The sequence below is a fragment of the Pseudomonas sp. LF020 genome (genome assembly GCF_053456425.1).
In genome coordinates this window covers 128,899-151,414 of sequence record NZ_JBRFIX010000003.1, presented here as the reverse complement: position 1 = coordinate 151,414, position 22,516 = coordinate 128,899, and the positions used below count along the sequence as shown (strand labels likewise).

22 protein-coding genes are annotated in these 22,516 nt (G+C 59.7%); 19 read left to right on the top strand and 3 right to left on the bottom strand.

All coding sequences use genetic code 11. The annotated features are described in order from the left end of the window. Positions 1 to 119 precede the first annotated feature (119 nt). From tilS to ispD, 6 genes are all read left to right on the top strand, one after another. Positions 120 to 1,448 carry a tRNA lysidine(34) synthetase TilS gene (gene tilS / locus ACU680_RS08440; protein WP_367083358.1) on the top strand — a complete coding sequence of 443 codons (1,329 nt, stop codon included), beginning with the start codon at positions 120 to 122 and terminating at the stop codon, positions 1,446 to 1,448. A 274-nt stretch (positions 1,449 to 1,722) separates the two neighbouring features. Then, on the top strand, positions 1,723 to 3,354 hold the full coding sequence (gene pyrG, locus ACU680_RS08435; protein WP_003222153.1) for a CTP synthase: 1,632 nt from the start codon (positions 1,723 to 1,725) through the stop codon (positions 3,352 to 3,354). A 4-nt stretch (positions 3,355 to 3,358) separates the two neighbouring features. Then, complete coding sequence (gene kdsA / locus ACU680_RS08430) at positions 3,359 to 4,204, top strand: 3-deoxy-8-phosphooctulonate synthase (protein ID WP_016985082.1); 846 nt, start codon at positions 3,359 to 3,361, stop codon at positions 4,202 to 4,204. A gap of 156 nt (positions 4,205 to 4,360) precedes the next feature. Further along, positions 4,361 to 5,650, top strand: coding sequence for a phosphopyruvate hydratase (eno, locus tag ACU680_RS08425; RefSeq protein ID WP_007964291.1), 1,290 nt, complete (start codon positions 4,361 to 4,363; stop codon positions 5,648 to 5,650). Between the two features lie 171 nt (positions 5,651 to 5,821). Further along, the gene (gene ftsB / locus ACU680_RS08420) at positions 5,822 to 6,100 is read left to right on the top strand and encodes a cell division protein FtsB (RefSeq protein ID WP_007964293.1); all 279 of its coding nucleotides are present in this window, start codon (positions 5,822 to 5,824) and stop codon (positions 6,098 to 6,100) included. Further along, on the top strand, positions 6,097 to 6,804 hold the full coding sequence (ispD, locus tag ACU680_RS08415; RefSeq protein WP_448179201.1) for a 2-C-methyl-D-erythritol 4-phosphate cytidylyltransferase: 708 nt from the start codon (positions 6,097 to 6,099) through the stop codon (positions 6,802 to 6,804). Before ftsB ends, ispD begins: the two co-directional genes overlap by 4 nt. Positions 6,805 to 6,947: 143 nt before the next feature. Here ispD and ACU680_RS08410 read toward each other — a convergent pair whose 3' ends face one another. Beyond that, positions 6,948 to 7,844 (bottom strand): LysR family transcriptional regulator, encoded by an 897-nt coding sequence (locus ACU680_RS08410; protein ID WP_400764507.1) that lies wholly within the window; start codon positions 7,842 to 7,844, stop codon positions 6,948 to 6,950. Positions 7,845 to 7,960: 116 nt separating this feature from the next. Between ACU680_RS08410 and ACU680_RS08405 the strand changes: the two genes are divergently transcribed. The 8 genes from ACU680_RS08405 to rpoS all read left to right on the top strand — a co-directional run bounded on the left by ACU680_RS08405 (position 7,961) and on the right by rpoS (position 15,211). After that, positions 7,961 to 9,073 (top strand): S-(hydroxymethyl)glutathione dehydrogenase/class III alcohol dehydrogenase, encoded by a 1,113-nt coding sequence (locus ACU680_RS08405; protein ID WP_448179200.1) that lies wholly within the window; start codon positions 7,961 to 7,963, stop codon positions 9,071 to 9,073. Between the two features lie 96 nt (positions 9,074 to 9,169). After that, positions 9,170 to 10,015: an S-formylglutathione hydrolase gene (fghA, locus tag ACU680_RS08400; protein ID WP_448179199.1), complete on the top strand. Its 846-nt coding sequence runs from the start codon at positions 9,170 to 9,172 to the stop codon at positions 10,013 to 10,015. A 43-nt stretch (positions 10,016 to 10,058) separates the two neighbouring features. Beyond that, positions 10,059 to 10,532, top strand: a complete 474-nt coding sequence (gene ispF / locus ACU680_RS08395; protein ID WP_027611044.1) for a 2-C-methyl-D-erythritol 2,4-cyclodiphosphate synthase — start codon at positions 10,059 to 10,061, stop codon at positions 10,530 to 10,532. Beyond that, complete coding sequence (truD, locus tag ACU680_RS08390; RefSeq protein ID WP_367083366.1) at positions 10,529 to 11,587, top strand: tRNA pseudouridine(13) synthase TruD; 1,059 nt, start codon at positions 10,529 to 10,531, stop codon at positions 11,585 to 11,587. The genes ispF and truD overlap by 4 nt, the downstream gene beginning before the upstream one ends. After that, positions 11,575 to 12,324 (top strand): 5'/3'-nucleotidase SurE, encoded by a 750-nt coding sequence (gene surE / locus ACU680_RS08385; RefSeq protein WP_047601272.1) that lies wholly within the window; start codon positions 11,575 to 11,577, stop codon positions 12,322 to 12,324. Before truD ends, surE begins: the two co-directional genes overlap by 13 nt. A gap of 41 nt (positions 12,325 to 12,365) precedes the next feature. Continuing rightward, complete coding sequence (locus ACU680_RS08380) at positions 12,366 to 13,001, top strand: protein-L-isoaspartate(D-aspartate) O-methyltransferase (protein WP_169841266.1); 636 nt, start codon at positions 12,366 to 12,368, stop codon at positions 12,999 to 13,001. A gap of 212 nt (positions 13,002 to 13,213) precedes the next feature. Beyond that, positions 13,214 to 14,095 carry a peptidoglycan DD-metalloendopeptidase family protein gene (locus ACU680_RS08375; RefSeq protein WP_448179198.1) on the top strand — a complete coding sequence of 294 codons (882 nt, stop codon included), beginning with the start codon at positions 13,214 to 13,216 and terminating at the stop codon, positions 14,093 to 14,095. Between the two features lie 105 nt (positions 14,096 to 14,200). After that, positions 14,201 to 15,211 carry an RNA polymerase sigma factor RpoS gene (gene rpoS / locus ACU680_RS08370; protein WP_007964304.1) on the top strand — a complete coding sequence of 337 codons (1,011 nt, stop codon included), beginning with the start codon at positions 14,201 to 14,203 and terminating at the stop codon, positions 15,209 to 15,211. A 612-nt stretch (positions 15,212 to 15,823) separates the two neighbouring features. On the opposite strand, the gene fdxA is transcribed toward rpoS, so the two are convergent. Both fdxA and mutS read right to left on the bottom strand, forming a co-directional pair. Then, positions 15,824 to 16,147, bottom strand: coding sequence for a ferredoxin FdxA (gene fdxA / locus ACU680_RS08365; RefSeq protein WP_007908827.1), 324 nt, complete (start codon positions 16,145 to 16,147; stop codon positions 15,824 to 15,826). 163 nt (positions 16,148 to 16,310) lie between these two features. Then, positions 16,311 to 18,893 carry a DNA mismatch repair protein MutS gene (gene mutS, locus ACU680_RS08360; protein WP_367083367.1) on the bottom strand — a complete coding sequence of 861 codons (2,583 nt, stop codon included), beginning with the start codon at positions 18,891 to 18,893 and terminating at the stop codon, positions 16,311 to 16,313. A 209-nt stretch (positions 18,894 to 19,102) separates the two neighbouring features. Here mutS and ACU680_RS08355 point away from each other — a divergent pair, with 209 nt between their 5' ends. From ACU680_RS08355 to ACU680_RS08335, 5 genes are all read left to right on the top strand, one after another. Continuing rightward, positions 19,103 to 19,837, top strand: a complete 735-nt coding sequence (locus ACU680_RS08355; RefSeq protein ID WP_103520488.1) for a LexA family transcriptional regulator — start codon at positions 19,103 to 19,105, stop codon at positions 19,835 to 19,837. A gap of 555 nt (positions 19,838 to 20,392) precedes the next feature. Beyond that, positions 20,393 to 20,815 carry a tail fiber assembly protein gene (locus tag ACU680_RS08350; protein WP_400764499.1) on the top strand — a complete coding sequence of 141 codons (423 nt, stop codon included), beginning with the start codon at positions 20,393 to 20,395 and terminating at the stop codon, positions 20,813 to 20,815. Between the two features lie 144 nt (positions 20,816 to 20,959). Beyond that, the gene (locus tag ACU680_RS08345) at positions 20,960 to 21,301 is read left to right on the top strand and encodes a phage holin family protein (RefSeq protein WP_003222183.1); all 342 of its coding nucleotides are present in this window, start codon (positions 20,960 to 20,962) and stop codon (positions 21,299 to 21,301) included. Positions 21,302 to 21,373: 72 nt separating this feature from the next. Next, a complete protein-coding gene (locus ACU680_RS08340; protein ID WP_448179197.1) occupies positions 21,374 to 21,895 on the top strand; it encodes a hypothetical protein in 522 nt (173 codons plus the stop codon). Positions 21,896 to 21,898: 3 nt separating this feature from the next. Next, on the top strand, positions 21,899 to 22,507 hold the full coding sequence (locus ACU680_RS08335) for a phage baseplate assembly protein V (RefSeq protein WP_448179196.1): 609 nt from the start codon (positions 21,899 to 21,901) through the stop codon (positions 22,505 to 22,507). The last annotated feature ends 9 nt before the right edge of the window (positions 22,508 to 22,516 follow it).

Here is a 22,516-nt window from a genome sequence, read left to right as displayed (position 1 = left end):
TGCGCAGTACCCCTGTAGGAGCTGCCGCAGGCTGCGATCTTTTGATTTTGCTGTATCAAGATCAAAAGATCGCAGCCTGCGGCAGCTCCTACAGGGTTCTTTATGAAGCGACCCTCTCTATGAATCCTTCGAAGAGTGATTTGCCATCTCGGCTTATGTCGAGCCTTGAGCCCTGGCGCAACGCCGCTCAGTGGCGCATCGCCTTCTCCGGTGGTCTGGATTCCACCGTCCTCCTGCATCTGCTGGCCCATCTCGCTAAACACCATTCCCTGCCAGCGCTCAGCGCCATCCATATCCATCACGGTCTTCAGGCTGCGGCCGATGCGTGGCCGGCGCATTGTCAGTCGGTCTGCGATGCGCTGGGCGTTTCTTTGCAAGTGATTCGGGTGACGGTGCAACCCGGCGCCAGTCTGGAGCAGGCAGCGCGGGAGGCGCGTTATGCGGCGTTCACCTCGCTGACCGAGGCGGATGAGGTGCTGCTGACCGGGCAGCATCGCGATGATCAGGCCGAAACCCTGTTGTTTCGCCTGATGCGCGGCGCCGGTGTTCGCGGACTTTCGGCGATGCCGGCGCAGCGACCGTTGGGGCAGGGCACGCTGCTGCGGCCAATGCTCGATATCACGCGCTCCGAGCTTGAGGCTTACGCACGCGCGCATCAGTTGCACTGGATCGAAGACCCGTCGAACCAGGATCGGCAGTTCTCCCGCAACTATCTGCGCCATCAGGTGCTACCGTTGCTCACCGCGCGCTGGCCGCAGGCGCAGGCGAGTATGGCGCGCAGCGCGGCGCACCTGCGTGAGGCGCAAGGCTTGCTCGACGAGCTGGCGCAGCTCGATCTGGCGCAAGCCGCCACGCCGAGCGAGTTTTCATGGCTGGGCCTGCCGTCGCTGGAGCTGGCACCGCTGGCGAATTTGTCCGCCGCTCGTCAGCGCAACGCAGTCAGCCACTGGCTGGAACCGCTGACACGCCTCCCCGACACTGACCATTGGTCGGGTTGGGAGGACCTGTGCGGTGCTGCCAACGATGCATCCCCGGTCTGGCGTCTGGCCGATGGCGAACTGCATCGCAGCGCAGGGCGGATATGGTGGTTGAGTGGTAACTGGCTGCGCGTGCCGACGGGCAGTGGTGAGTGGCCTGACCCGTCGACAGCGCTGCGCTTGGCGAATAACGGGCGTGTCATGTTCGGCGGGCAGACTCCCGTCGGGCCATTGCGGATTGGCTATCGGCAGGGCGGTGAAGTGATGCACCTGGCGGAGCGCGGGCACCGCGATCTCAAGCGCCTGCTCAATGAGCGCGCGGTGCCGGCCTTTGTCCGTGGCAGATTGCCGCTGCTGTTTCGTGGCGCAGAATTGCTCGCCGTGGCGAACCTGCCGGGGCTTGACGGGCAGGAGTCGGACGGCTGGAAATTGCATTGGCAGCCAACAGACGAAGATCAAGGTTTGAGATGAAAGGGGCATTCCGGTAGACTACGCTCCCTTCTTGACACAACTTCTGTGGATTCGCCTGAATTGCAGGAGTTGCCGATTACCAAGCAGTCTTTGCTGGGCGATTCCAAAAAATGTGTAGCGAGCAACGTACCGGTGTTTCATCTGCCGGTCTGTCCCAACGCGGCGGTTTTTTTGAAAGGTGCACTGTGATTAATGCAGGTGATCGGGGGCTTCGGCCTTCCTTCGCTTTCCCCGGCGGCTCGTACCGCTTTAACGCAGACTTCTAGGGTTTTTCATGACGCGCTACATATTCGTCACGGGCGGTGTTGTTTCTTCATTGGGGAAAGGCATTGCCTCGGCTTCATTGGCGGCCATCCTGGAGGCGCGGGGGCTTAAGGTCACCATGCTTAAGCTGGATCCGTACATCAACGTCGACCCGGGCACGATGAGCCCGTTCCAGCACGGTGAAGTGTTCGTCACCCACGACGGCGCCGAGACCGACCTGGACCTGGGCCACTACGAGCGGTTCATCCGCACGACCATGACCCAGAACAACAACTTCACCACCGGCCGTGTCTACGAGCACGTGCTGCGCAAAGAGCGCCGTGGTGACTACCTGGGTGCAACCATCCAGGTGATTCCGCACATCACCGACGAAATCAAGCGTCGCATCATCAAGGGTGCCGGCGATGCCGACGTGGCCCTGGTGGAAATCGGCGGCACCGTTGGCGACATCGAATCGCAACCGTTCCTCGAAGCCATCCGTCAACTGCGTGTGGAAGTCGGTTCCAAGCGCGCGATGCTGATGCACCTGACGCTGGTTCCGTACATCGCCACCGCTGGCGAGACCAAGACCAAGCCAACCCAGCACTCGGTTAAAGAGCTGCGTTCGATCGGCTTGCAGCCAGACGTGCTGATCTGCCGCTCCGATCATCCGGTGGATGTGTCGTCGCGTCGCAAGATCGCGCTGTTCACTAACGTTGAAGAACGTGCGGTGATCTCGCTGGAAGACGTCGACACCATCTACAAGATCCCGGCCGTGCTGCACGCGCAGGGTCTGGACGATTTCGTCGTCGAGCGTTTCGGCCTGCAATGCAATGGCGCCGACCTGTCCGAGTGGGAAAAGGTCGTCGATGCCAAGCTCAACCCAGAGCACGAAGTCACCATCGCGATGGTCGGCAAGTACATGGAACTGCTGGACGCCTACAAGTCGCTGATCGAAGCGATGAGTCACGCCGGCATCACCAACCGTACCAAGGTCAACCTGCGTTACATCGATTCCGAAGACATCGAGAACCAGGGCACTGCGCTGCTCGAAGGTGTCGATGCGATCCTCGTGCCGGGCGGCTTCGGTCTGCGTGGCGTGGAAGGCAAGATCACGGCCGTTCAGTACGCTCGTGAAAACAAGGTTCCGTACCTGGGTATCTGCCTGGGCATGCAAGTTGCGGTCATCGAGTTCGCCCGTAACGTGCTGGGCTGGAAAGACGCCAACTCCACCGAGTTCGATCGCGCCAGCGGCCATCCGGTCGTGGGTCTGATCACCGAGTGGGAAGACGCCACCGGCGCGGTTGAAGTGCGTACCGAAGCGTCCGATCTGGGCGGCACCATGCGCCTCGGCGCTCAGGAATGCCTGCTCGAAGCCGGCTCCAAGGTGCACGACTGCTACGGCAAGGACGTGATTGTTGAACGTCACCGTCACCGCTATGAAGTGAACAACAACCTGCTGCCACAGATCATCGAAGCCGGCCTGAAGATTTCCGGTCGCTCCGCTGATGCCGCGCTGGTTGAAGTGGTCGAAGCGCCGGATCATCCATGGTTCGTCGCTTGCCAGTTCCACCCGGAGTTCACCTCGACTCCACGTGACGGTCACCCGCTGTTCAGCGGTTTCGTAAAAGCTGCGTTGGCTCAACACCAGAAGAAGGCGTAACCCGATGGCACAGAAGATCATCCGCGTCGGCGACATCGAGATTGCCAACGACAAACCCATGGTGCTGTTCGGCGGCATGAACGTGCTGGAAAGCCGTGACATGGCCATGCAGGTTTGCGAAGAGTATGTGAAGGTCACCGAGAAACTCGGCATTCCTTACGTGTTCAAGGCCAGCTTCGACAAGGCCAACCGGTCTTCTGTGACCTCGTATCGCGGTCCTGGCCTGGAAGAGGGCATGCGCATCTTCCAGGACATCAAGCAGGCCTTCGGCGTGCCGATCATCACCGACGTCCACGAGCCTGATCAGGCCGCGGTCGTCGCTGAAGTCTGCGACATCATCCAGCTGCCGGCCTTCCTGTCGCGCCAGACCGATCTGGTCGTCGCGATGGCCAAGACCAATGCAGTGATCAACATCAAGAAAGCCCAGTTCCTCGCACCTCAGGAAATGAAACACATCCTGAACAAGTGCGTGGAAGCGGGTAACGATCAATTGATCCTCTGCGAGCGTGGTTCGAGCTTCGGCTATAACAACCTCGTGGTCGACATGCTCGGCTTCGGCATCATGAAGCAGTTCGAGTACCCGGTATTCTTCGACGTGACCCACGCGCTGCAAATGCCTGGCGGTCGTGCCGACTCCGCCGGCGGTCGCCGTGCGCAGGTTCTGGATCTGGCCAAGGCGGGCATGAGCCAGTCGCTGGCCGGTCTGTTCCTCGAAGCGCATCCGGATCCGGACAACGCCAAATGCGACGGCCCTTGCGCCTTGCGTCTGGACAAACTGGAGCCATTCCTGGCCCAGCTCAAAGCTTTGGACGAACTGGTGAAGAGTTTTCCGACGGTAGAAACCGCGTAAAGCTCATTTCTCCGGTAAAGTACCGCACGATTTGTCGCACATGCCCTCGGGCATGTGCGTTGTCGTCTGCAAGCTGCCCGCTGCACCCCACTTGCCGACGGTAAAAAGATTTCCTCTAGCTGCGTCGTTTTCGTCAACTTTGGAGTGTTTACAACAATGGCAAAAATCGTCGACATCAAAGGTCGTGAAGTTCTCGACTCCCGTGGCAATCCCACCGTGGAAGCGGACGTGCTTCTCGACAACGGCATCATCGGCAGCGCCTGCGCGCCGTCCGGTGCATCCACTGGCTCGCGTGAAGCGCTCGAGCTGCGTGATGGCGACAAGAGCCGTTATCTGGGCAAAGGTGTGCTCAAGGCGGTAGCCAACATCAACGGTCCGATCCGCGATCTGCTGCTGGGCACTGACCCAAGCGACCAGAAAGCCCTCGACCACGCGATGATCAAGCTCGACGGTACTGAAAACAAGGCGACCCTGGGCGCCAACGCCATCCTCGCCGTGTCCCTGGCTGCGGCCAAGGCAGCTGCACAGGATCAGGATCTGCCGCTGTACGCCCACATCGCCAACCTGAACGGCACTCCGGGTGTGTACTCGATGCCGGTGCCGATGATGAACATCATCAACGGTGGCGAGCACGCCGATAACAACGTCGACATCCAGGAATTCATGGTGCAGCCGGTTGGCGCCAAGACCTTCTCGGAAGGTCTGCGCATGGGCACCGAGATTTTCCATCACCTCAAAGCCGTGCTGAAGGCCCGTGGCCTGAGCACCGCCGTTGGCGACGAAGGCGGTTTCGCACCGAACCTGGCGTCCAACGAAGACGCGCTGAAAGTAATCTCCGAAGCCGTGGCCAACGCCGGTTACAAGCTGGGCACCGACGTGACCTTGGCGCTGGACTGCGCAGCCAGCGAGTTCTTCGAAGACGGCAAGTACAACCTGTCCGGCGAGGGCCAGGTGTTCACCGCCGAAGGTTTCGCCGATTATCTGAAAGGCCTGACTGAACGTTATCCGATCATCTCGATCGAAGACGGTCTGGACGAGTCCGACTGGGCTGGCTGGAAGATCCTCACCGACAAGATCGGCGAGAAGACCCAGCTGGTTGGTGACGACTTGTTCGTGACCAACACCAAGATCCTGAAAGAAGGCATCGATAAAAAGATCGCCAACTCGATCCTGATCAAGTTCAACCAGATCGGCACCCTGACCGAAACCCTGGAAGCTATCCAGATGGCCAAGGCTGCCGGTTACACCGCAGTGATCTCGCACCGTTCGGGTGAAACCGAAGATTCGACCATTGCTGACCTGGCCGTGGGCACTTCGGCTGGCCAGATCAAGACCGGTTCGCTGTGCCGTTCCGACCGCGTTTCCAAGTACAACCAACTGCTGCGTATCGAAGAGCAGTTGAATGGCAAAGCCAAGTACAACGGTCGCTCCGAGTTCCGCGGTTAAGCAGTAGATGGTAAAAAGACACCGGATTGTGTCGGAAAAGTCGTGACAGCGATGGATTTGCCACTAATCTGATGCCTTATATGCACAAGCCTGGATCTTCCAGGCTTCGTGCTATCAGACGTTTCAAAGTTTTCGCGTGGCTGTCTTTTTTCACTGGATACCTGATATTCGATGCGCAGTCCTTACTGGTTGTTTCTCGTTCTGCTCTTGCTGCTGGCCGGTCTGCAGTACCGCCTGTGGGTGGGCAATGGCAGTCTGGCGCAGGTCGCCGAGCTGAAGCAGCAGATTGCTGATCAGCACGCCGAGAACGAAGGCCTGCTGGAGCGCAATCGGGTGATGGACGCTGAAGTCAGCGAGTTGAAAAAAGGCATGGAGACCGTTGAAGAGCGGGCTCGCCATGAGCTGGGCATGGTCAAGGACGGTGAAACCCTTTACCAGCTCGCGCAATGATCGATTCCCTGCCGGCCTTCTGGGCCGTGATTCCTGCCGCGGGCGTCGGTGCCCGAATGGCCGCGGACCGTCCCAAGCAATACCTGCAACTGGGCGGGCGCACAATTCTCGAACACAGCCTCGGCTGTTTCCTTGATCACCCACGCCTCAAAGGGCTGGTGGTCAGTCTTGCTGTTGATGATCCTTATTGGCCGAACCTGGCCTGCGCCAGCGACTTGCGGATTCAGCGCGTCGAGGGCGGCGCGGAGCGTTCCGGGTCGGTGCTCAACGCCTTGCTGCATTTGCATGCGCAAGGTGCCGACGATGACGATTGGGTGCTGGTACACGATGCAGCACGACCCAACCTGAGTCGCGATGATCTCGACAAGTTGCTGGCCGAACTGGCGGATGACCCGGTAGGCGGCTTACTGGCGGTGCCGGCCCGCGACACCCTGAAGCGGGTCGACAAGCAGGGTCGGGTGCTCGAAACCGTGGATCGCAGCGTGATCTGGCAAGCCTATACGCCGCAGATGTTCCGCCTCGGAGCGCTGCACCGAGCCTTGGCGGACAGTCTGGTGGCCGATGCGCTGATTACCGATGAAGCCTCGGCGATGGAGTGGGCCGGTCTGGCGCCGCGCCTGATCGAAGGACGGGCGGACAACCTCAAGGTCACCCGGCCGGAGGATCTGGAGTGGTTGCGTCAGCGTTGGGCTAACCGTCGCTGAGTGCTGTATTGCCTGTTCTGCCGCCTTCGCGAGCAAGCTCGCTCCCACATTTGATTCGCGCCTGACACCCAATCTGCATCCACTGCAGATCCCCTGTGGGAGCGAGCTTGCTCGCGAAGACGGCTGCTCAGGCACCGCATAACTCAGCCCCGATACTCCGGCCGCTCGGCCAACCCTTCCTTCAAAAAATCCACCAGCTTGCGCACCTTTGGCGACAAATGTCGCTGCTGCGGATACAACGCCCACACCGCCGTATTCGGCGGCTGATGCGCCTCCAGCAGCGAAATCAGCGCACCGCTGTGCAAATGCTCCAGCACGTAATAGTCCGGCAACTGGCACAGCCCGACCCCTTGCAGCGCCGCATCCAGCACCGCCTGCCCACTGTTGCAGCGCCAGTTTCCCTGCACGCGCTGGGAAAATTCCCGCCCGTTCTGCTCCAGTTGCCACAGATCCGAACTGCCGATCAGGCAATTGTGACGGCTCAGTTCCGACAAGCTGTGTGGGCGTCCGTACCGTTCCAGGTAGGACGGAGACGCGCACAGGTACATCCGACGCGGCGCCAGGCGGGTGGCGACCAATCGAGAATCCTGCAGGCGACCCAGACGGATCGCCAGATCCAACCCTTCATGCACCAGATCGAGTTGGCGGTTACTCAGCTCGATGTCGACGCGTAGTTGCGGGTATTGCCCCATGAAGCGCGTCACCAGCGGCACGATGAACCGTTCGCCATAGGCTACGGCGCAGGTCATGCGCAGCATGCCTTTCGGTTCACTGGTCAGGTCGCCGACCGCGCGCAGGGCTTCTTCGCGACCGTCTTGCAAGCGCTGGCAATGCTGCAGAAAGGTCTGTCCGGCTTCGGTCAGGGTCACACGACGGGTGCTGCGGTAGAGCAGGCGTGTCTGCAATCGATCCTCCAGCCGTACGATTTGTCGACTGATGTGTGAGGAAGAAACCCCAAGGCGTTCGGCCGCAGCGGTGAATTGGCTGCATTCGGCGACGGCGACGAACTCGTCGATACCTTCCCAGCGGTTTTCGGACATTTGATTATCCCTGTACAGCAATAATATTTTGCATTTGTCCGGATTATTAATCAGATGGTGCTGAACTACACTGCCTGTCTGGTTTTTTTATTCAATGGATTCACTGGAGAGTCAGCATGATCAAGTCGCGCGCCGCCGTTGCCTTCGAGGCCAAGAAGCCGCTGGAAATCGTAGAAGTCGATGTGGCCATGCCCAAGGCCGGTGAAGTGTTGCTGCGCGTGGTGGCTTCCGGGGTTTGCCACACTGACGCCTACACCCTGTCCGGCGCGGACCCGGAAGGCATCTTCCCGTCGATCCTTGGCCACGAAGGTGGCGCGATCGTTGAAGCGATCGGCGAGGGCGTAACCTCGGTCGCCGTCGGTGACCACGTGATTCCGCTGTACACCCCGGAATGCGGCCAGTGCAAATTCTGCAAGTCGGGCAAGACCAACCTGTGTCAGGCGATTCGCGCCACTCAGGGCAAAGGCCTGATGCCGGACGGCACTTCGCGTTTTTCCTACAAGGGCGAGACGATTTTCCACTACATGGGCACGTCGACCTTCTCCGAGTACACCGTGCTCCCGGAAATCTCCGTGGCGAAAATCGCCAAGGATGCGCCGCTGGAAAAGGTCTGCCTGCTCGGTTGCGGCGTGACCACCGGTATCGGTGCGGTGATCAACACCGCCAAGGTCAAGCCGGGTGACACCGTGGCGATCTTCGGTCTGGGTGGCATCGGTCTGTCGGCCGTCATTGGTGCGGTGAGGGCCAAGGCCGCACGCATCATCGCCATCGATATCAACCCGGCCAAGTTCGAAATCGCCAAGCAGTTGGGCGCCACCGATTGCGTCAACCCGAAAGATTTCGATCGTCCAATCCAGGAAGTGATCGTCGACATGACTGACGGCGGCGTCGACTTCTCCTTCGAATGCATCGGCAACGTGCAATTGATGCGCGCGGCGTTGGAATGCTGCCACAAGGGCTGGGGCGAATCGGTCATCATCGGTGTCGCCGGTGCCGGTCAGGAAATCTCCACCCGTCCATTCCAGCTGGTGACCGGCCGCGTCTGGCGTGGTTCGGCATTTGGCGGCGTGCGTGGTCGTACCGAGCTGCCAAGCTACGTCGACATGGCGCAAAGCGGCGAGATCCCGCTGGATACGTTCATCACTCACACCATGGGTCTGGAAGATATCAACAAGGCCTTCGACCTGATGCACGAAGGCAAGAGCATCCGTACCGTCATTCATTTCTAAAAGCAGCGCCAAGCTAAAAGCTTCAAGCTGCAAGTCAGGGCGCTTTGGCCTTTTTCTTGAAGCTCGAAGCTTGCCGCTTGCAGCTGGGAGAATCCCATGAGTCTGGAAAACATCTCCTGCCAGAAAAGTTTCGGCGGCTGGCACAAGCGTTATCGCCACCGTTCCGATGTGCTCGGCTGCGACATGGTGTTCGCCGTGTACCTGCCGCCGCAAGCGGAGCAGGGCGGCAAGCTGCCGGTGTTGTACTGGCTGTCCGGCCTGACCTGCACCGACGAGAACTTCATGCACAAGGCCGGGGCGATGCGCATGGCGGCCGAACTCGGTCTGATCATCGTCGCGCCGGACACCAGTCCGCGCGGCCCGGATGTGCCGGGTGATCCAGATGGCGCCTGGGATTTCGGTCTCGGTGCCGGGTTCTACCTCAATGCCACTCAGGAACCTTGGTCGCGCCACTATCGGATGCATGACTATGTCGTGCAGGAATTGCCTGCACTGGTTGAAGCGCATTTCCCGGCGTCGGACAAACGCAGCATCAGCGGCCACTCCATGGGCGGTCACGGCGCACTGGTCTGCGCGCTGCGCAATCCGGGGCGTTATCAGTCGGTGTCGGCGTTTTCGCCGATCAACAACCCGATGGATTGTCCATGGGGGCAGAAAGCATTCTCCCGCTATCTGGGCGAAGACCGTTCCAAGTGGAAAGAATGGGATGCCTGCGCGCTGATTGCTGAAGCCGACGAGAAACTGCCGTTGCTGGTCGATCAGGGGGATCGCGATGACTTCCTCGCCACGCAGCTCAAACCCGAAGCCCTGCAACAAGCGGCAAAACAAGCGGGGCATCCGCTGACGCTGCGCCTGCAACCGGGCTACGACCACAGCTATTTCTTCATCTCAAGCTTCATTGACGACCACTTGCAGCATCACGCACGCGCCCTGCGCGGTTAATGCAGGTAGAATCACGCCCTGACAAAAATCGGGGCGTTTTTTTATGCGTATTGGCCACGGCTACGATGTTCACCGTTTCGCTGAAGGCGATTTCATTACTCTGGGCGGCGTGCGTATTGCACACGGCTTCGGGCTGCTCGCTCATTCCGACGGTGACGTCCTGCTGCATGCCTTGAGCGATGCCTTGCTCGGCGCGGCCGCGCTGGGCGATATCGGCAAGCACTTTCCGGACACCGACCCGCAATTCAAGGGCGCCGACAGCCGTGTCCTGCTGCGGCATGTGGTCGCGCTGATCCACGCCAAGGGTTGGAAAGTCGGCAACGTCGACAACACCATCGTCGCTCAGGCACCGAAAATGGCCCCGCATATCGAAGCGATGCGCGCGTTGATCGCCGCCGATCTGCAAGTTGAACTGGATCAAGTGAACGTGAAAGCTACTACCACCGAAAAGCTCGGCTTTGTCGGTCGCGAAGAAGGCATCGCCGTGCATTCCGTTGCCTTGTTGCTGCGCGCATGAACGAACTGCAATTGCTTGGCCCGCGGGCCTATGGTGAACCCCTCGGCACTGCGGTTCTGAAAGCCATCGCCGAAGATTTCCAGGTCGATGAAGTGCTCGACATCCCGTTCAGCGGCGATGGCGAACACCTGTGGATCTGGGTGGAAAAACGTGGCCTGAACACCGAAGAAGCAGCGCGGCGCATCGCCAAGGCAGCCGGCGTGCCGTTGCGCACCGTCAGTTATGCCGGGCTCAAGGATCGTCAGGCGTTGACCCGTCAGTGGTTCAGCGTGCAACTGCCGGGCAAGGCCGACCCGGATCTCTCGGCGGCGGAAAACGACACGCTGAAGATCCTCAAGACCACGCGGCACAAGCGCAAGCTGCAACGCGGCGCGCATTCGGCCAACGGCTTCACCTTGCGCCTGACCCAGTTTGCCGGCGACAAGGAGGCGATCGAACAGCGTCTGCAGATGATCGCCAGGCAAGGCATTCCCAATTATTTTGGCGCCCAGCGTTTCGGCCATGACGGCGGCAACGTCGTTGATGCGCGTGCGTGGGCGGCGCGCAAGGCTCTACCGGAGCAGCGCAATGTGCGTTCGCGGCTGCTGTCGACGGCGCGCAGTTTTCTCTTCAATCAAGTGCTGGCGGCGCGGGTTGCCGATGGCACTTGGCAACAGGCGCAGGTCGGCGACCTGCTGGCGTTCACCGACAGTCGCAGTTTCTTCCCGGCGGGTGTTGCCGAATGCAGCGATCCGCGCCTGGCGATTCTCGACCTGCACCCGACCGGTCCGCAGTGGGGCGAAGGTGACTCACCGGCTGCCGGCGCTGTCCATGATCTGGAGCAGGGGATTGCCGAGCGTGAGGCGGATCTGCGCGATTGGTTGATCAATGCCGGAATGAGCCACGAACGTCGCATCCTGCGGCTGCCCATTGGCGGGTTGTCGTGGCATTATCCCCAGCCTGACATTCTGCAACTGGAATTCGTCCTCCCGGCCGGATGCTTCGCCACCGTATTGGTGCGCGAACTCGTTGATCTGGTGCCGGTGGGGCAGACGGACAGCCCATGCGTATTCTGATTTCTAACGACGATGGGGTAACCGCACCCGGTCTCGCCGCGCTTTATGCTGCGCTGGCGGATTACACCGAGTGCGTGGTTATCGCCCCGGAGCAGGACAAAAGCGGCGCCAGCAGTTCGCTGACGCTCGACCGTCCGTTGCACCCGCAATACCTGGCCAACGGTTTCATCAGCCTCAACGGTACGCCGACCGACTGTGTGCACCTGGGCCTCAACGGCCTGCTGGAGCGCGAGCCGGACATGGTGGTTTCCGGGATCAACCTCGGTGCCAATCTGGGCGATGACGTGCTGTATTCCGGCACCGTGGCGGCTGCCCTCGAAGGGCGCTTTCTCGAGCGCCCTTCGTTTGCGTTCTCGCTGTGCTCACGACAGGTGGACAACCTGGCGACAGCCGCACATTTCGCGCGCAAACTGGTCGAAGCCCACGCCGGGCTGGACCTGCCGCCGCGCACGGTGCTGAACGTGAACATTCCCAATCTGCCGATCGATCATATTCGTGGCATTCAACTGACCCGTCTGGGCCATCGCGCCCGGGCCGCGGCGCCGATGAAAGTAGTCGACCCGCGTGGCAAGGCCGGCTACTGGATTGCCGCTGCCGGCGACGCCGAAGATGGCGGACCGGGCACTGACTTTCATGCGGTGATGCAGGGGTATGTGTCGATCACGCCGTTGCAGCTCGATCGCACTTTCAATGATGCCTTCAGAAGTCTCGACGGCTGGCTGGAGGAACTGCGCTGATGGCTCGTGAACACGAAGACAGACTGCGCAGCGGTATCGGCATGACGTCGCAGCGCACCCGTGAACGTTTGATCCAGCGCCTGTATGAAGAAGGCCTGTCCAACGCCAAGGTGCTGGAAGTGATCCGCCGTACGCCGCGTCATCTGTTTGTCGATGAAGCGCTGGCGCATCGTGCCTACGAAGACACCGCACTGCCGATCGGCCACAACCAGACCATCTCTCAGCCTTATATGGTGGCGCGCATGAGCGAGCTGCTGCTGGAGGCGGGACCGCTGGACAAGGTGCTGGAGATCGGTACCGGTTCGGGTTATCAGACGGCCGTGCTGTCGCAACTGGTCGAGCGGGTATTTTCGGTCGAACGCATCAAGGTCCTGCAGGATCGGGCCAAGGAACGCCTGGTCGAACTCAACCTGCGCAATGTGGTGTTCCGCTGGGGCGATGGCTGGGAAGGCTGGCCGGCGCTGGCGCCGTACAACGGCATCATCGTCACCGCGGTCGCGACCGACGTGCCGCAGGCCTTGCTCGATCAACTGGCACCGGGTGGACGGATGGTGATTCCGGTCGGTTCGGGGGAAGTGCAGCAACTGATGTTGATCGTGCGTGAAGAACACGGCTTTTCCCGTCACGTATTGGGAGCTGTGCGCTTCGTGCCATTGCTCAATGGCCCGCTGGCCTGAGCATTTATTTGCGGGCGCTGAATTCCTTGCGCTGGCCTGTGTCTTACACCGGCAGCGATGGTTTAAACGCTACGAATTGTCCAAGGGCAAACGTGTGCGTGAAGCGTTTTCGCATCTTTAACGGTAAAGCCGGTTCGGCCCGTTATACTTGCGACACTACTTGCCGCGATTCGGCATTCCACATATTTCAGCCACCACAAAGGGAGCGGCGGGTGAGTCTCACAGTCATTGCGCAGCGTATGGGTAACACGAGCTTTCAGCGCCTGGTGACTGGCCTTGTATTGAGCACCTTGCTGGTCGGTTGCTCCAGCACCAAATCGAGCAACGTGCGGGTGGTCGATCGCAACAGCGCGGCGGCCCAGCGTCCTGCCGTCACGACCGGGCAGTATGTAGTCCGTCCGGGCGATACGCTGTTTTCCATCGCTTTTCGCTATGGCTGGGACTACAAAGCCCTCGCTGCCCGGAACAACATTCCTACGCCGTATACGATCCACCCGGGTCAGACAATTCGCTTTGACGGCCGCACCGGTTCAACATCGACAGCGGTGGTGAGCAACGGCAGTTCCGCGCCATCATCGTCGAGCAAAACCACGGTAATCCGGCGCCAGGCGAATGGCACGACGACCACCACCGTGACCGGCTCCGGGGCCGCTGCTGCGGGGGCTGCACCGTCCGTCGCGAACAAATCGGCCCCGGCTCCGATGCCTCCACCGGGCCCGGCCCCGACCGGCTGGGGATGGCCATCTAATGGCATTCTGATTGGAAAATTCTCTTCAAACGGTAGTTTGAATAAAGGAATTGATATCGCCGGAGATTTGGGACAGCCTGTTTTAGCTGCGTCTGATGGGACGGTGGTTTACGCCGGGAGTGGCTTAAGGGGCTACGGCGAATTAGTCATCATCAAACACAGCGAAACCTACGTCAGTGCCTACGGACACAACCGCAGGCTGTTGGTACGGGAGGGGCAGCAGGTCAAGGTCGGACAGACAATTGCCGAAATGGGGTCAACGGGTACAGACCGGGTGAAACTGCATTTTGAGATTCGCCGCCAAGGTAAACCTGTAGATCCGCTGCAGTTCCTGCCCAAACGTTGATTTGAGGCCAGCCTGTTCCGTCGCGTAGAGGGGACAGGCTCCAGCGCTGCCAAGGATAAAGGCGTCGCTTGAGCTTGGGGTCGAACTCACCAAAGGACTATAACAATGGCTCTCAGTAAAGAAGTGCCGGAGTTTGACATCGACGATGAGGTTCTCCTTATGGAGGCCGGCATCGATTCGGAATCTTCGATGTCGAATGATGAAGGGGCTGCTCCACCTTCCGTTCGTTCCAAATCCAGACAATCCGCTTCACTTAAACAACACAAGTACATCGACTACACTCGGGCACTCGATGCCACGCAGTTGTATCTCAACGAAATCGGCTTTTCCCCATTGCTCTCCCCGGAGGAAGAAGTTCATTTTGCGCGTCTGTCGCAAAGTGGCGACCCTGCCGGGCGCAAGCGCATGATTGAAAGTAACCTGCGGCTGGTCGTGAAGATCGCCCGGCGTTACGTCAATCGGGGGCTGTCGCTGCTGGATCTGATCGAAGAGGGCAACCTCGGATTGATCCGCGCGGTGGAAAAGTTCGATCCCGAGCGCGGCTTCCGCTTCTCGACCTACGCGACCTGGTGGATTCGTCAGACCATCGAGCGCGCGATCATGAATCAGACCCGGACCATCCGGCTGCCGATCCATGTGGTCAAGGAGCTCAACGTGTACCTGCGGGCGGCACGGGAGCTGACGCAAAAGCTCGATCACGAACCTTCACCCGAAGAAATCGCCAACCTGCTGGAAAAACCGGTGGGCGAGGTCAAGCGTATGCTCGGCCTGAACGAGCGAGTATCTTCGGTCGACGTCTCGCTGGGTCCGGATTCGGATAAAACCCTGCTGGACACTTTGACGGATGACCGTCCGACCGATCCATGCGAACTGCTGCAGGACGACGATCTGTCGCAGAGCATCGATCAATGGCTCTCGGAACTGACCGACAAGCAGCGCGAGGTGGTCGTACGCCGCTTCGGCCTGCGCGGCCATGAGAGCAGCACGCTGGAAGATGTAGGCCTGGAGATCGGCCTGACCCGGGAACGGGTGCGGCAGATCCAGGTGGAGGGCCTCAAGCGCCTTCGCGAAATCCTCGAGAAGAATGGCCTGTCGAGCGAGTCGCTGTTTCAGTAAGCGCCTTTGACGAACGCCAACAAACAGCCCCGACTGGTTCGGGGCTTTTTTATTGCTCTGATATCGGCTGAAGACTGTCTGTGGCGAGGGAGCTTGCTCCCGCCGGGTTGCGCAGCAACCCCAAAGATTCATGAGCGCTGCGCCCTCAAGCGGGAGCAAGCTCCCTCGCCACAACGTTCATTGCCGGACATACGGTCAGCGTTTCCATCGTTTGTAGTCTCGCGGTGTAAGCCTTGGCTTACTCTTTCGTAAGCGTTCCCTATTTTTGCAGGACGGCAGACGTCGACTGCTGCCGGGATTCGAATTTAACCAATTGATTTATATGCTTATTTTTTAATATGAAGTGCTTATTACAGCGACTTTCACCCTGCGGGGCCGATTGCTCTCCGCGGGGAACTCTCTAGTATCAGCACTGTGTCGACGGACAGACACGCCCTTCAAGGATGAGGGGAAAGGACGTCGCAGGATGCGATTCATCAGGACGATGAAAAGGAATACAGGGAATAGGGAAAAATGTGGGCGGGTCAAACCGCCCCTTTTTTTGCCTGTAGGAAAGTCAAACCCGAAAAAGCAAAAAGGCCCGCAAGGGGCCTTTTGGTAACGCGCGAAAGATCAGCGTTCGAGGTCTTTGATCTTGCCTTTGACGCCATCCCACTCTTCGGCATCCGGCAGCGATTCTTTCTTCTCGGTGATGTTTGGCCAGATTTCAGCCAACTCAACGTTCAGTTGAATGAACTCCTGCATCTCTTCCGGAACTTCGTCCTCGGAGAAAATCGCGACGGCCGGGCATTCCGGTTCGCACAGGGCGCAGTCGATGCACTCATCCGGGTGAATCACCAGGAAGTTCGGGCCTTCGTAAAAGCAGTCCACCGGACAGACTTCTACGCAGTCGGTGTACTTGCACTTGATGCAGTTGTCGGTGACGACGAAGGTCATTTCTAATTTTCTCCTCAGGCGGCGGCAGCGTAGCCCCTTCACGGTTGGGGTCGCCAGGTTCGGGAGCGATGTCTGCCAGCCAGGCTATTAGCCAGCAGCATCCCAAACCGCGCGAGATTCTAACAGCTTGAAGCCGTTTGCGTTATATCCGGTTCTTTGCTGCTTAGATCCGGTTCTTAAGTGCATATAACAATTCGAGCGCTCGACGCGGGGTCAGGTCATCGAGATCCACTTTCGCCAACTCATCCAGCACCGGATGCGGCAGGCTGGCAAACATGTCGCTTTGCTGCGGGACGACAGGCTTGCCTTTGACGGCAGGCTTTGGCGCCTCATGCGGCAAAGCGGTGTCTTCCAGTCGGCTCAAATGCTCGCGGGCACGCATGATCACTTCACTCGGCACGCCGGCCAATTGCGCCACCGCCAGGCCGTAGCTCTGGCTGGCAGGCCCTGGCAACACGTGATGCAGGAATACGATGCGCTCGTTGTGCTCGGTGGCGTTCAGATGCACGTTAGCCACCAAAGGCTCGGCTTCCGGCAACACGGTCAGTTCGAAATAGTGCGTGGCAAATAGAGTATAGGCACGCAGATGCGCCAGACGCTCGGCGGCGGCCCATGCCAGGGACAGACCGTCGAAGGTGCTGGTGCCGCGACCGACTTCGTCCATCAGCACAAGACTGCGTTCAGTGGCATTGTGCAGGATGTTGGCGGTTTCGCTCATCTCGACCATGAAGGTCGAACGGCCACCGGCCAGGTCATCGCTGGAGCCGATCCGGGTGAAGATCCGGTCCACCAGCGACAGTTCGCAACTGGCCGCCGGCACGAAGCTGCCAATGTGCGCCAACAGCACGATCAATGCGGTCTGGCGCATGTAGGTGGATTTACCGCCCATGTTCGGGCCGGTGATCACCAGCATCCGGGTGTTGTCATCCAGGCTCAGGTCGTTGGCCACGAACGGCGTGGTCAGCACTTGTTCGACCACCGGGTGACGACCCTGGGTGATGCGCATGCACGGCTCGCTGACGAAGCGCGGGCAGTTCAGGTCGAGATTCAACGCACGTTCGGCGAGGTTGCTCAGCACGTCCAGTTCGGCCAGCGCGCCGGCCGTGTCCTGCAGCGGTGGCAGTTGGCTGATCAGGTCTTCCAGCAATGCCTCGTAAAGCATTTTTTCGCGAGCGAGGGCACGGCTCTTGGCCGACAGCGCCTTGTCTTCGAACTCTTTCAGCTCCGGGGTGATGAAGCGTTCGGCACCCTTGAGGGTCTGACGGCGGATGTAATCGGCCGGGGCGGATTCCGCCTGTTTGCTCGGCAGTTCGATGAAATAGCCGTGAATGCGGTTGTAGCCGACTTTCAGATTGGCCAGGCCGGTGCGGGCCTTTTCCCGGGCTTCCAGATCGATCAGGAACTGGCCGGCGTTTTCGCTCAGCGATTGCAGCTCATCGAGTTCGCTGTCGTAACCGGTTTTCAACACGCCGCCGTCGCGGATCACCGCTGGCGGGTTGTCGATGATGGCTTTTTCCAGCAGCGCCGCCAGTTCAGGGTAGGTGCTGGTGGTGGTTGCCAGGCGTTGCAGGTGCGGCGCTTCGAGATCGGTCATCGCCACTTGCAGTTGCGGCAGGGCACCGAGAGCATCGCGCAGGCGGGCGAGGTCACGGGGGCGCGCATTGCGCAAACCGATCCGCGCCAGAATCCGCTCGATGTCGCCGATTTCCTTGAGCTGTGGCTGCAGCTTTTCAAAACGGTAGCCGTCGAGCAGGCAAGTGATCGACGTCTGCCGTGCCAACAATACGGTCAGATCGCGCAGCGGACGGTTCAGCCAACGGGTCAGCAAGCGGCTGCCCATCGCGGTCTGGCAACGATCGACCACCGATTGCAGGGTGTTGTCGCGACCGCCGGCCAGGTTGGTATCGAGTTCCAGGTTGCGACGGCTCGCACCGTCGAGCACCACGGTGTCGTCCAGGCGCTCATGACGCAGGCTGCGCAGATGGGGCAGGGCGGTGCGCTGGGTTTCCTTGGCATAGGCCAGCAGGCAACCGGCGGCACCGATGGCCAGGGTCAGGGTTTCACAGCCGAAGCCTTTCAGGTCTTGCGTGGAGAACTGCTGGCAAAGGCTCTTCAGCGCCGAGTCACGCTCGAAATCCCACGGCGCGCGACGACGCACACCACGGCGTTTTTCCGCCGGCAGGTCTTTCGGCCAATCGTCCGGGATCAGCAGTTCCACCGGGTTGACCCGCTCCAGTTCCGCTAGCAGGTTCTCCCAGCCCTTGATCTCCAGCACAGTGAAGTTGCCGCTGGTGATGTCCAGCACCGCCAGACCGAACAGACGCTCGTCGCCCAGCACGGCGGCAATCAGGTTGTCGCGGCGTTCATCGAGCAGCGCTTCGTCGCTGACCGTACCCGGAGTGATGATGCGCACCACCTGACGTTCCACCGGCCCCTTGCTGGTAGCCGGATCGCCGACCTGCTCGCAGATCACCACTGACTCGCCGAGCTTGACCAGTTTCGCCAGGTAACCTTCCGCCGCGTGGTAAGGAATCCCGCACATCGGAATCGCTTGCCCCGCCGACTGGCCGCGCGCGGTCAGGGTGATGTCGAGCAACTTGGCAGCCTTCTTCGCGTCTTCATAGAAGATCTCGTAGAAGTCGCCCATGCGATAGAACATCAGCTGATCCGGGTGCTGATTCTTCAGGCGCCAGTATTGCTGCATCATCGGGGTGTGGGAGGACAGGTCGGAGACGGCTTTATTCATCGGATTGTCAGGTAACTCGTTAAATGATGTAGGGCAAAAGCGAGGGCAACCGCCGGGCTTTTCCGCGATGGGCGCAAGGTTACCATGGGCGGTCGGCTCGACGCAGGCATGACGGCCGGCTGACACTTTCTGCATTTAATTGTGATTTATGCATGATTTATGCAAATCAGCATTTGTCTTCGGAAAAAACTTCAAGCACTATGCGCGTTATGCAAAAACGCAACGTATCCTCCGTCTTAAGAGCACTGCTCGACCAGCACGGGATCTCCCCCACGGAGCTCCACCGTCGCACCGGCGTGCCTCAATCAACGCTCTCGCGGATTCTCAGCGGGAAGATCGTCGATCCTTCGGATAAACACATTTCGAAGATTGCCGAATACTTCAATGTAAGCACTGATCAATTGCGTGGTCGCGCCGATGTCGCCCCGGCGACTGGCGGCGCGCGCGATGACGTGCATGCGGAACTCAAGGACATAAGCCTGTGGGACGACGATACTCCTGTCGATGACGACGAGGTGTCGGTGCCCTTCCTTCGTGAGGTTGAATTGGCTGCTGGATCAGGAAGATTCGTCATCGAAGAGAGCGAACGCTCTAGCCTGCGCTTCGGCAAGCGCAGCCTGCGCCATAACGGTGTGCAGTTCGACCAGGCCAAATGCGTGACGGTGCGCGGTAACAGCATGATGCCGGTGTTGCGGGATGGCGCCACGGTCGGAGTCAACGCCGGCAAGTGCGGCATCGGCGATATCATCGATGGTGACCTTTACGCGATCAATCACAATGGTCAGTTGCGCGTGAAGCAGCTCTACCGCCTGCCGACCGGCATCCGTCTGCGCAGTTTCAACCGCGATGAGCATCCGGACGAAGACTACAGCTTTCAGGACATGCAGGACGAGCAGATCGTCATCCTCGGTCACGTCTTCTGGTGGGGCATGTACGCCCGATAGATTTTCACCCGTCACAGAAACCCGCCTCATGGCGGGTTTTTTTTCGCCTGAATAAAACCCTCGAGCCCTTGATTTATGCGGCCTGCATGCGTTCGTGCATTTCCTGTGCATAAATAAATGCATTTATGCATTGACTGTATATGCATCCATGCATATTCTTGCCACCAAGCCGCTCGACAAAGCGGCTGGCAACAACAGCTCTTTAGTTCCACAAGAACAGGCAGCGATGAACCGGCCTCAACGGTTCAGAGGGTTGGCAACTGACCCGGGTGTGCAGCGTAAAGCACCAAGAGCAGTTATCCGGCGGGCAGGGACCGCGGTCGGAAAAACAATTTGAATGGACTCGTACCGCGCCAGTAGCGCCGAACAGTCAGCTTCCTTTTTTGAGTAAAGGACTTAAAGGAAGGCGAAGGAGCGCATTACTGAAAAGCCCGGCGTTCAAACACCGGGCTTTTTGGAATGCCTGCCTGATATTTGCTTCATTCACAACGATTGCGCGGACATCCAGGTACGCAAACCCCAAGGGCTGACGCTCGCCTCAACAAGGAGAAGTAGATGAATCGTTATGCTTACGTTCGATACGACTATGCGAAACCGTTCAAAAAAATCATGCAGATTGTGGAAGCTGAGGAAACACCCGAGTACCTGTCAGGTGGTGGTTGGGTTGATATCACAGCAAACCCGGCTGTTCAGGTCGGATGGAAGGCGGAAACCATCAATTATGTTGACTGGGTTTTCAGTGAACCAACCTATCAAGAACGCGAAAAAGACGTGGCCCAAGACGCTCTGGAGTTGCTGACGGCTGCCAGCAAGTGGCTGTTGGTGCATCCACTGCAATACAAAGCCGACCTTGGCGTTGCCACACCTGACGACCAGGCCTTGTTGTTGGCTTACAAGCAGTACTGCGTTGAGCTGGGCGATATGTCGAAACAGTCCGGCTATCCGTACACAGTCAACTGGCCAGTGGCGCCGTTCTGATCCAGTCGCAACCGTCATCCGCTGCATCAGGAGTGCATTACTGAAAAGCCCGGCCTCAGCGCCGGGCTTTTTGGAATGCCTGCCTCAAGAGAAATCGTTTGAACCCAACACACAACACTCATCAATCACCTACGGAGGCGTGACATGACAAACGAGCAACAAGCGTTGGCGGACATGCCGATCTGGCTGGTCATCCTCCTTGCCGTGGTGGGCGGGGTGTCCGGCGAAATGTGGCGCGCCGACAAGGAGGGCGCTCGTGGCTGGTCATTGCTGCGGCGTCTGGCCCTGCGCTCCGGTGCCTGCATGATCTGCGGCGTCTCGGCGATCATGCTGCTGTATGCCGCCGGATTATCCATCTGGGCCGCTGGTGCCTTCGGTTGCCTGACCGCCATGGCCGGTGCCGACGTCGCCATCGGTCTCTACGAACGCTGGGCCGCCAAGCGCATCGGCGTCTGCGAAGTTCCCCCGCCGCGCGATCCACAGTAACTCAACACTTTCCTGCCTCGCTGCAAACGATGCGGCGGGGCTGCGCGTGGACAATTGAAAAGGAGGTCATGCATGCCCGCACCGATCCAGCAGCCTTCGCAGCTGTTCATGGCGATGGCGACAACCTTGCGTAACAGCGCCGGCCTGAATCTGCAGGTCGGCAATCACGACGACTTCACCACCCCCGGCGCTCAGGCCTGGGCATTGATCGACTTCGACCGTAATGCGCCCGGAGTGCGTGGCGCCGACGGACGTATCGCCCACGTCATGACCGTATCGCTGCAAGTCATTCCGGCAGTGTCCGCCAGTGCCTTTGCCGCCTGCGATCTGATCGCCGTGCTGAAAAACCTGATCACTGACAACCGCTGGGGGCTGCCCGGCGATCAATGCGATTTGCCGATGAACATTGACGGTTTGCCGTCAGTGCTGGTCCGCGCCGACCAGCCATACAAGGCATGGACGCTGACCTTCACCCAGACCCTCTATCTCGGCCTGACCTTGCTCGATGATCCGCTCGGCACGCCGAAATTCGCCCGTACCTGGGAAGTCAGCGACATCGACGACCCCGACCAGTACACCGCGCTGGAGGCCTGACCGATGTTCGACGCATTACTGCGCATGCAACTGGGGCCGATCATCGAGCGGCTGGCCGAGATGGAAGCGGAAATCGACGACCTGCACCGCCGCGCCGAGAGTTTCTGTCGCATCGGCGTCTGTCAGACAGTCGATGCCGCGAGCAACACCTGCCAGGTCAGCCACGGTGGACTGCTGACGCCCGCCATCAAATTCTTCAACCCCAGCGCCGGAGCGCAGAGCGAATCGCGGATTCCCAGCGTGGGCGAGCAATGCCTGCTGCTCAACTACGGCAGCGGCGAAGGTGGCGCGCAAAGCGTGGCGTTGTTCGGTTTGAACAGTGACCGCTTTCCACCGACGGCAACGGTACCGACGCTGACGCGCCGGGTGCATGTCGACGGCAGTGAAAGCGGCTACGACGACGCCACACACACACTGCACTGGCAGAACGGCCCGGCGGCTTTCACCGGTTCTCGCGAATCGCTTGAACTGAGCATCGGCCCTGCGCAACTGACGATGACGCCACAGCTGATCAGCCTGCAACTGGGGGGCGTCGGCCTGAGCATCGACGCCTCGGGCGTGCACTTCGCCGGCCCGTTGGTGGATCACCAGGGCCGCGTCATCAGCCCCTGAATCAAGAGC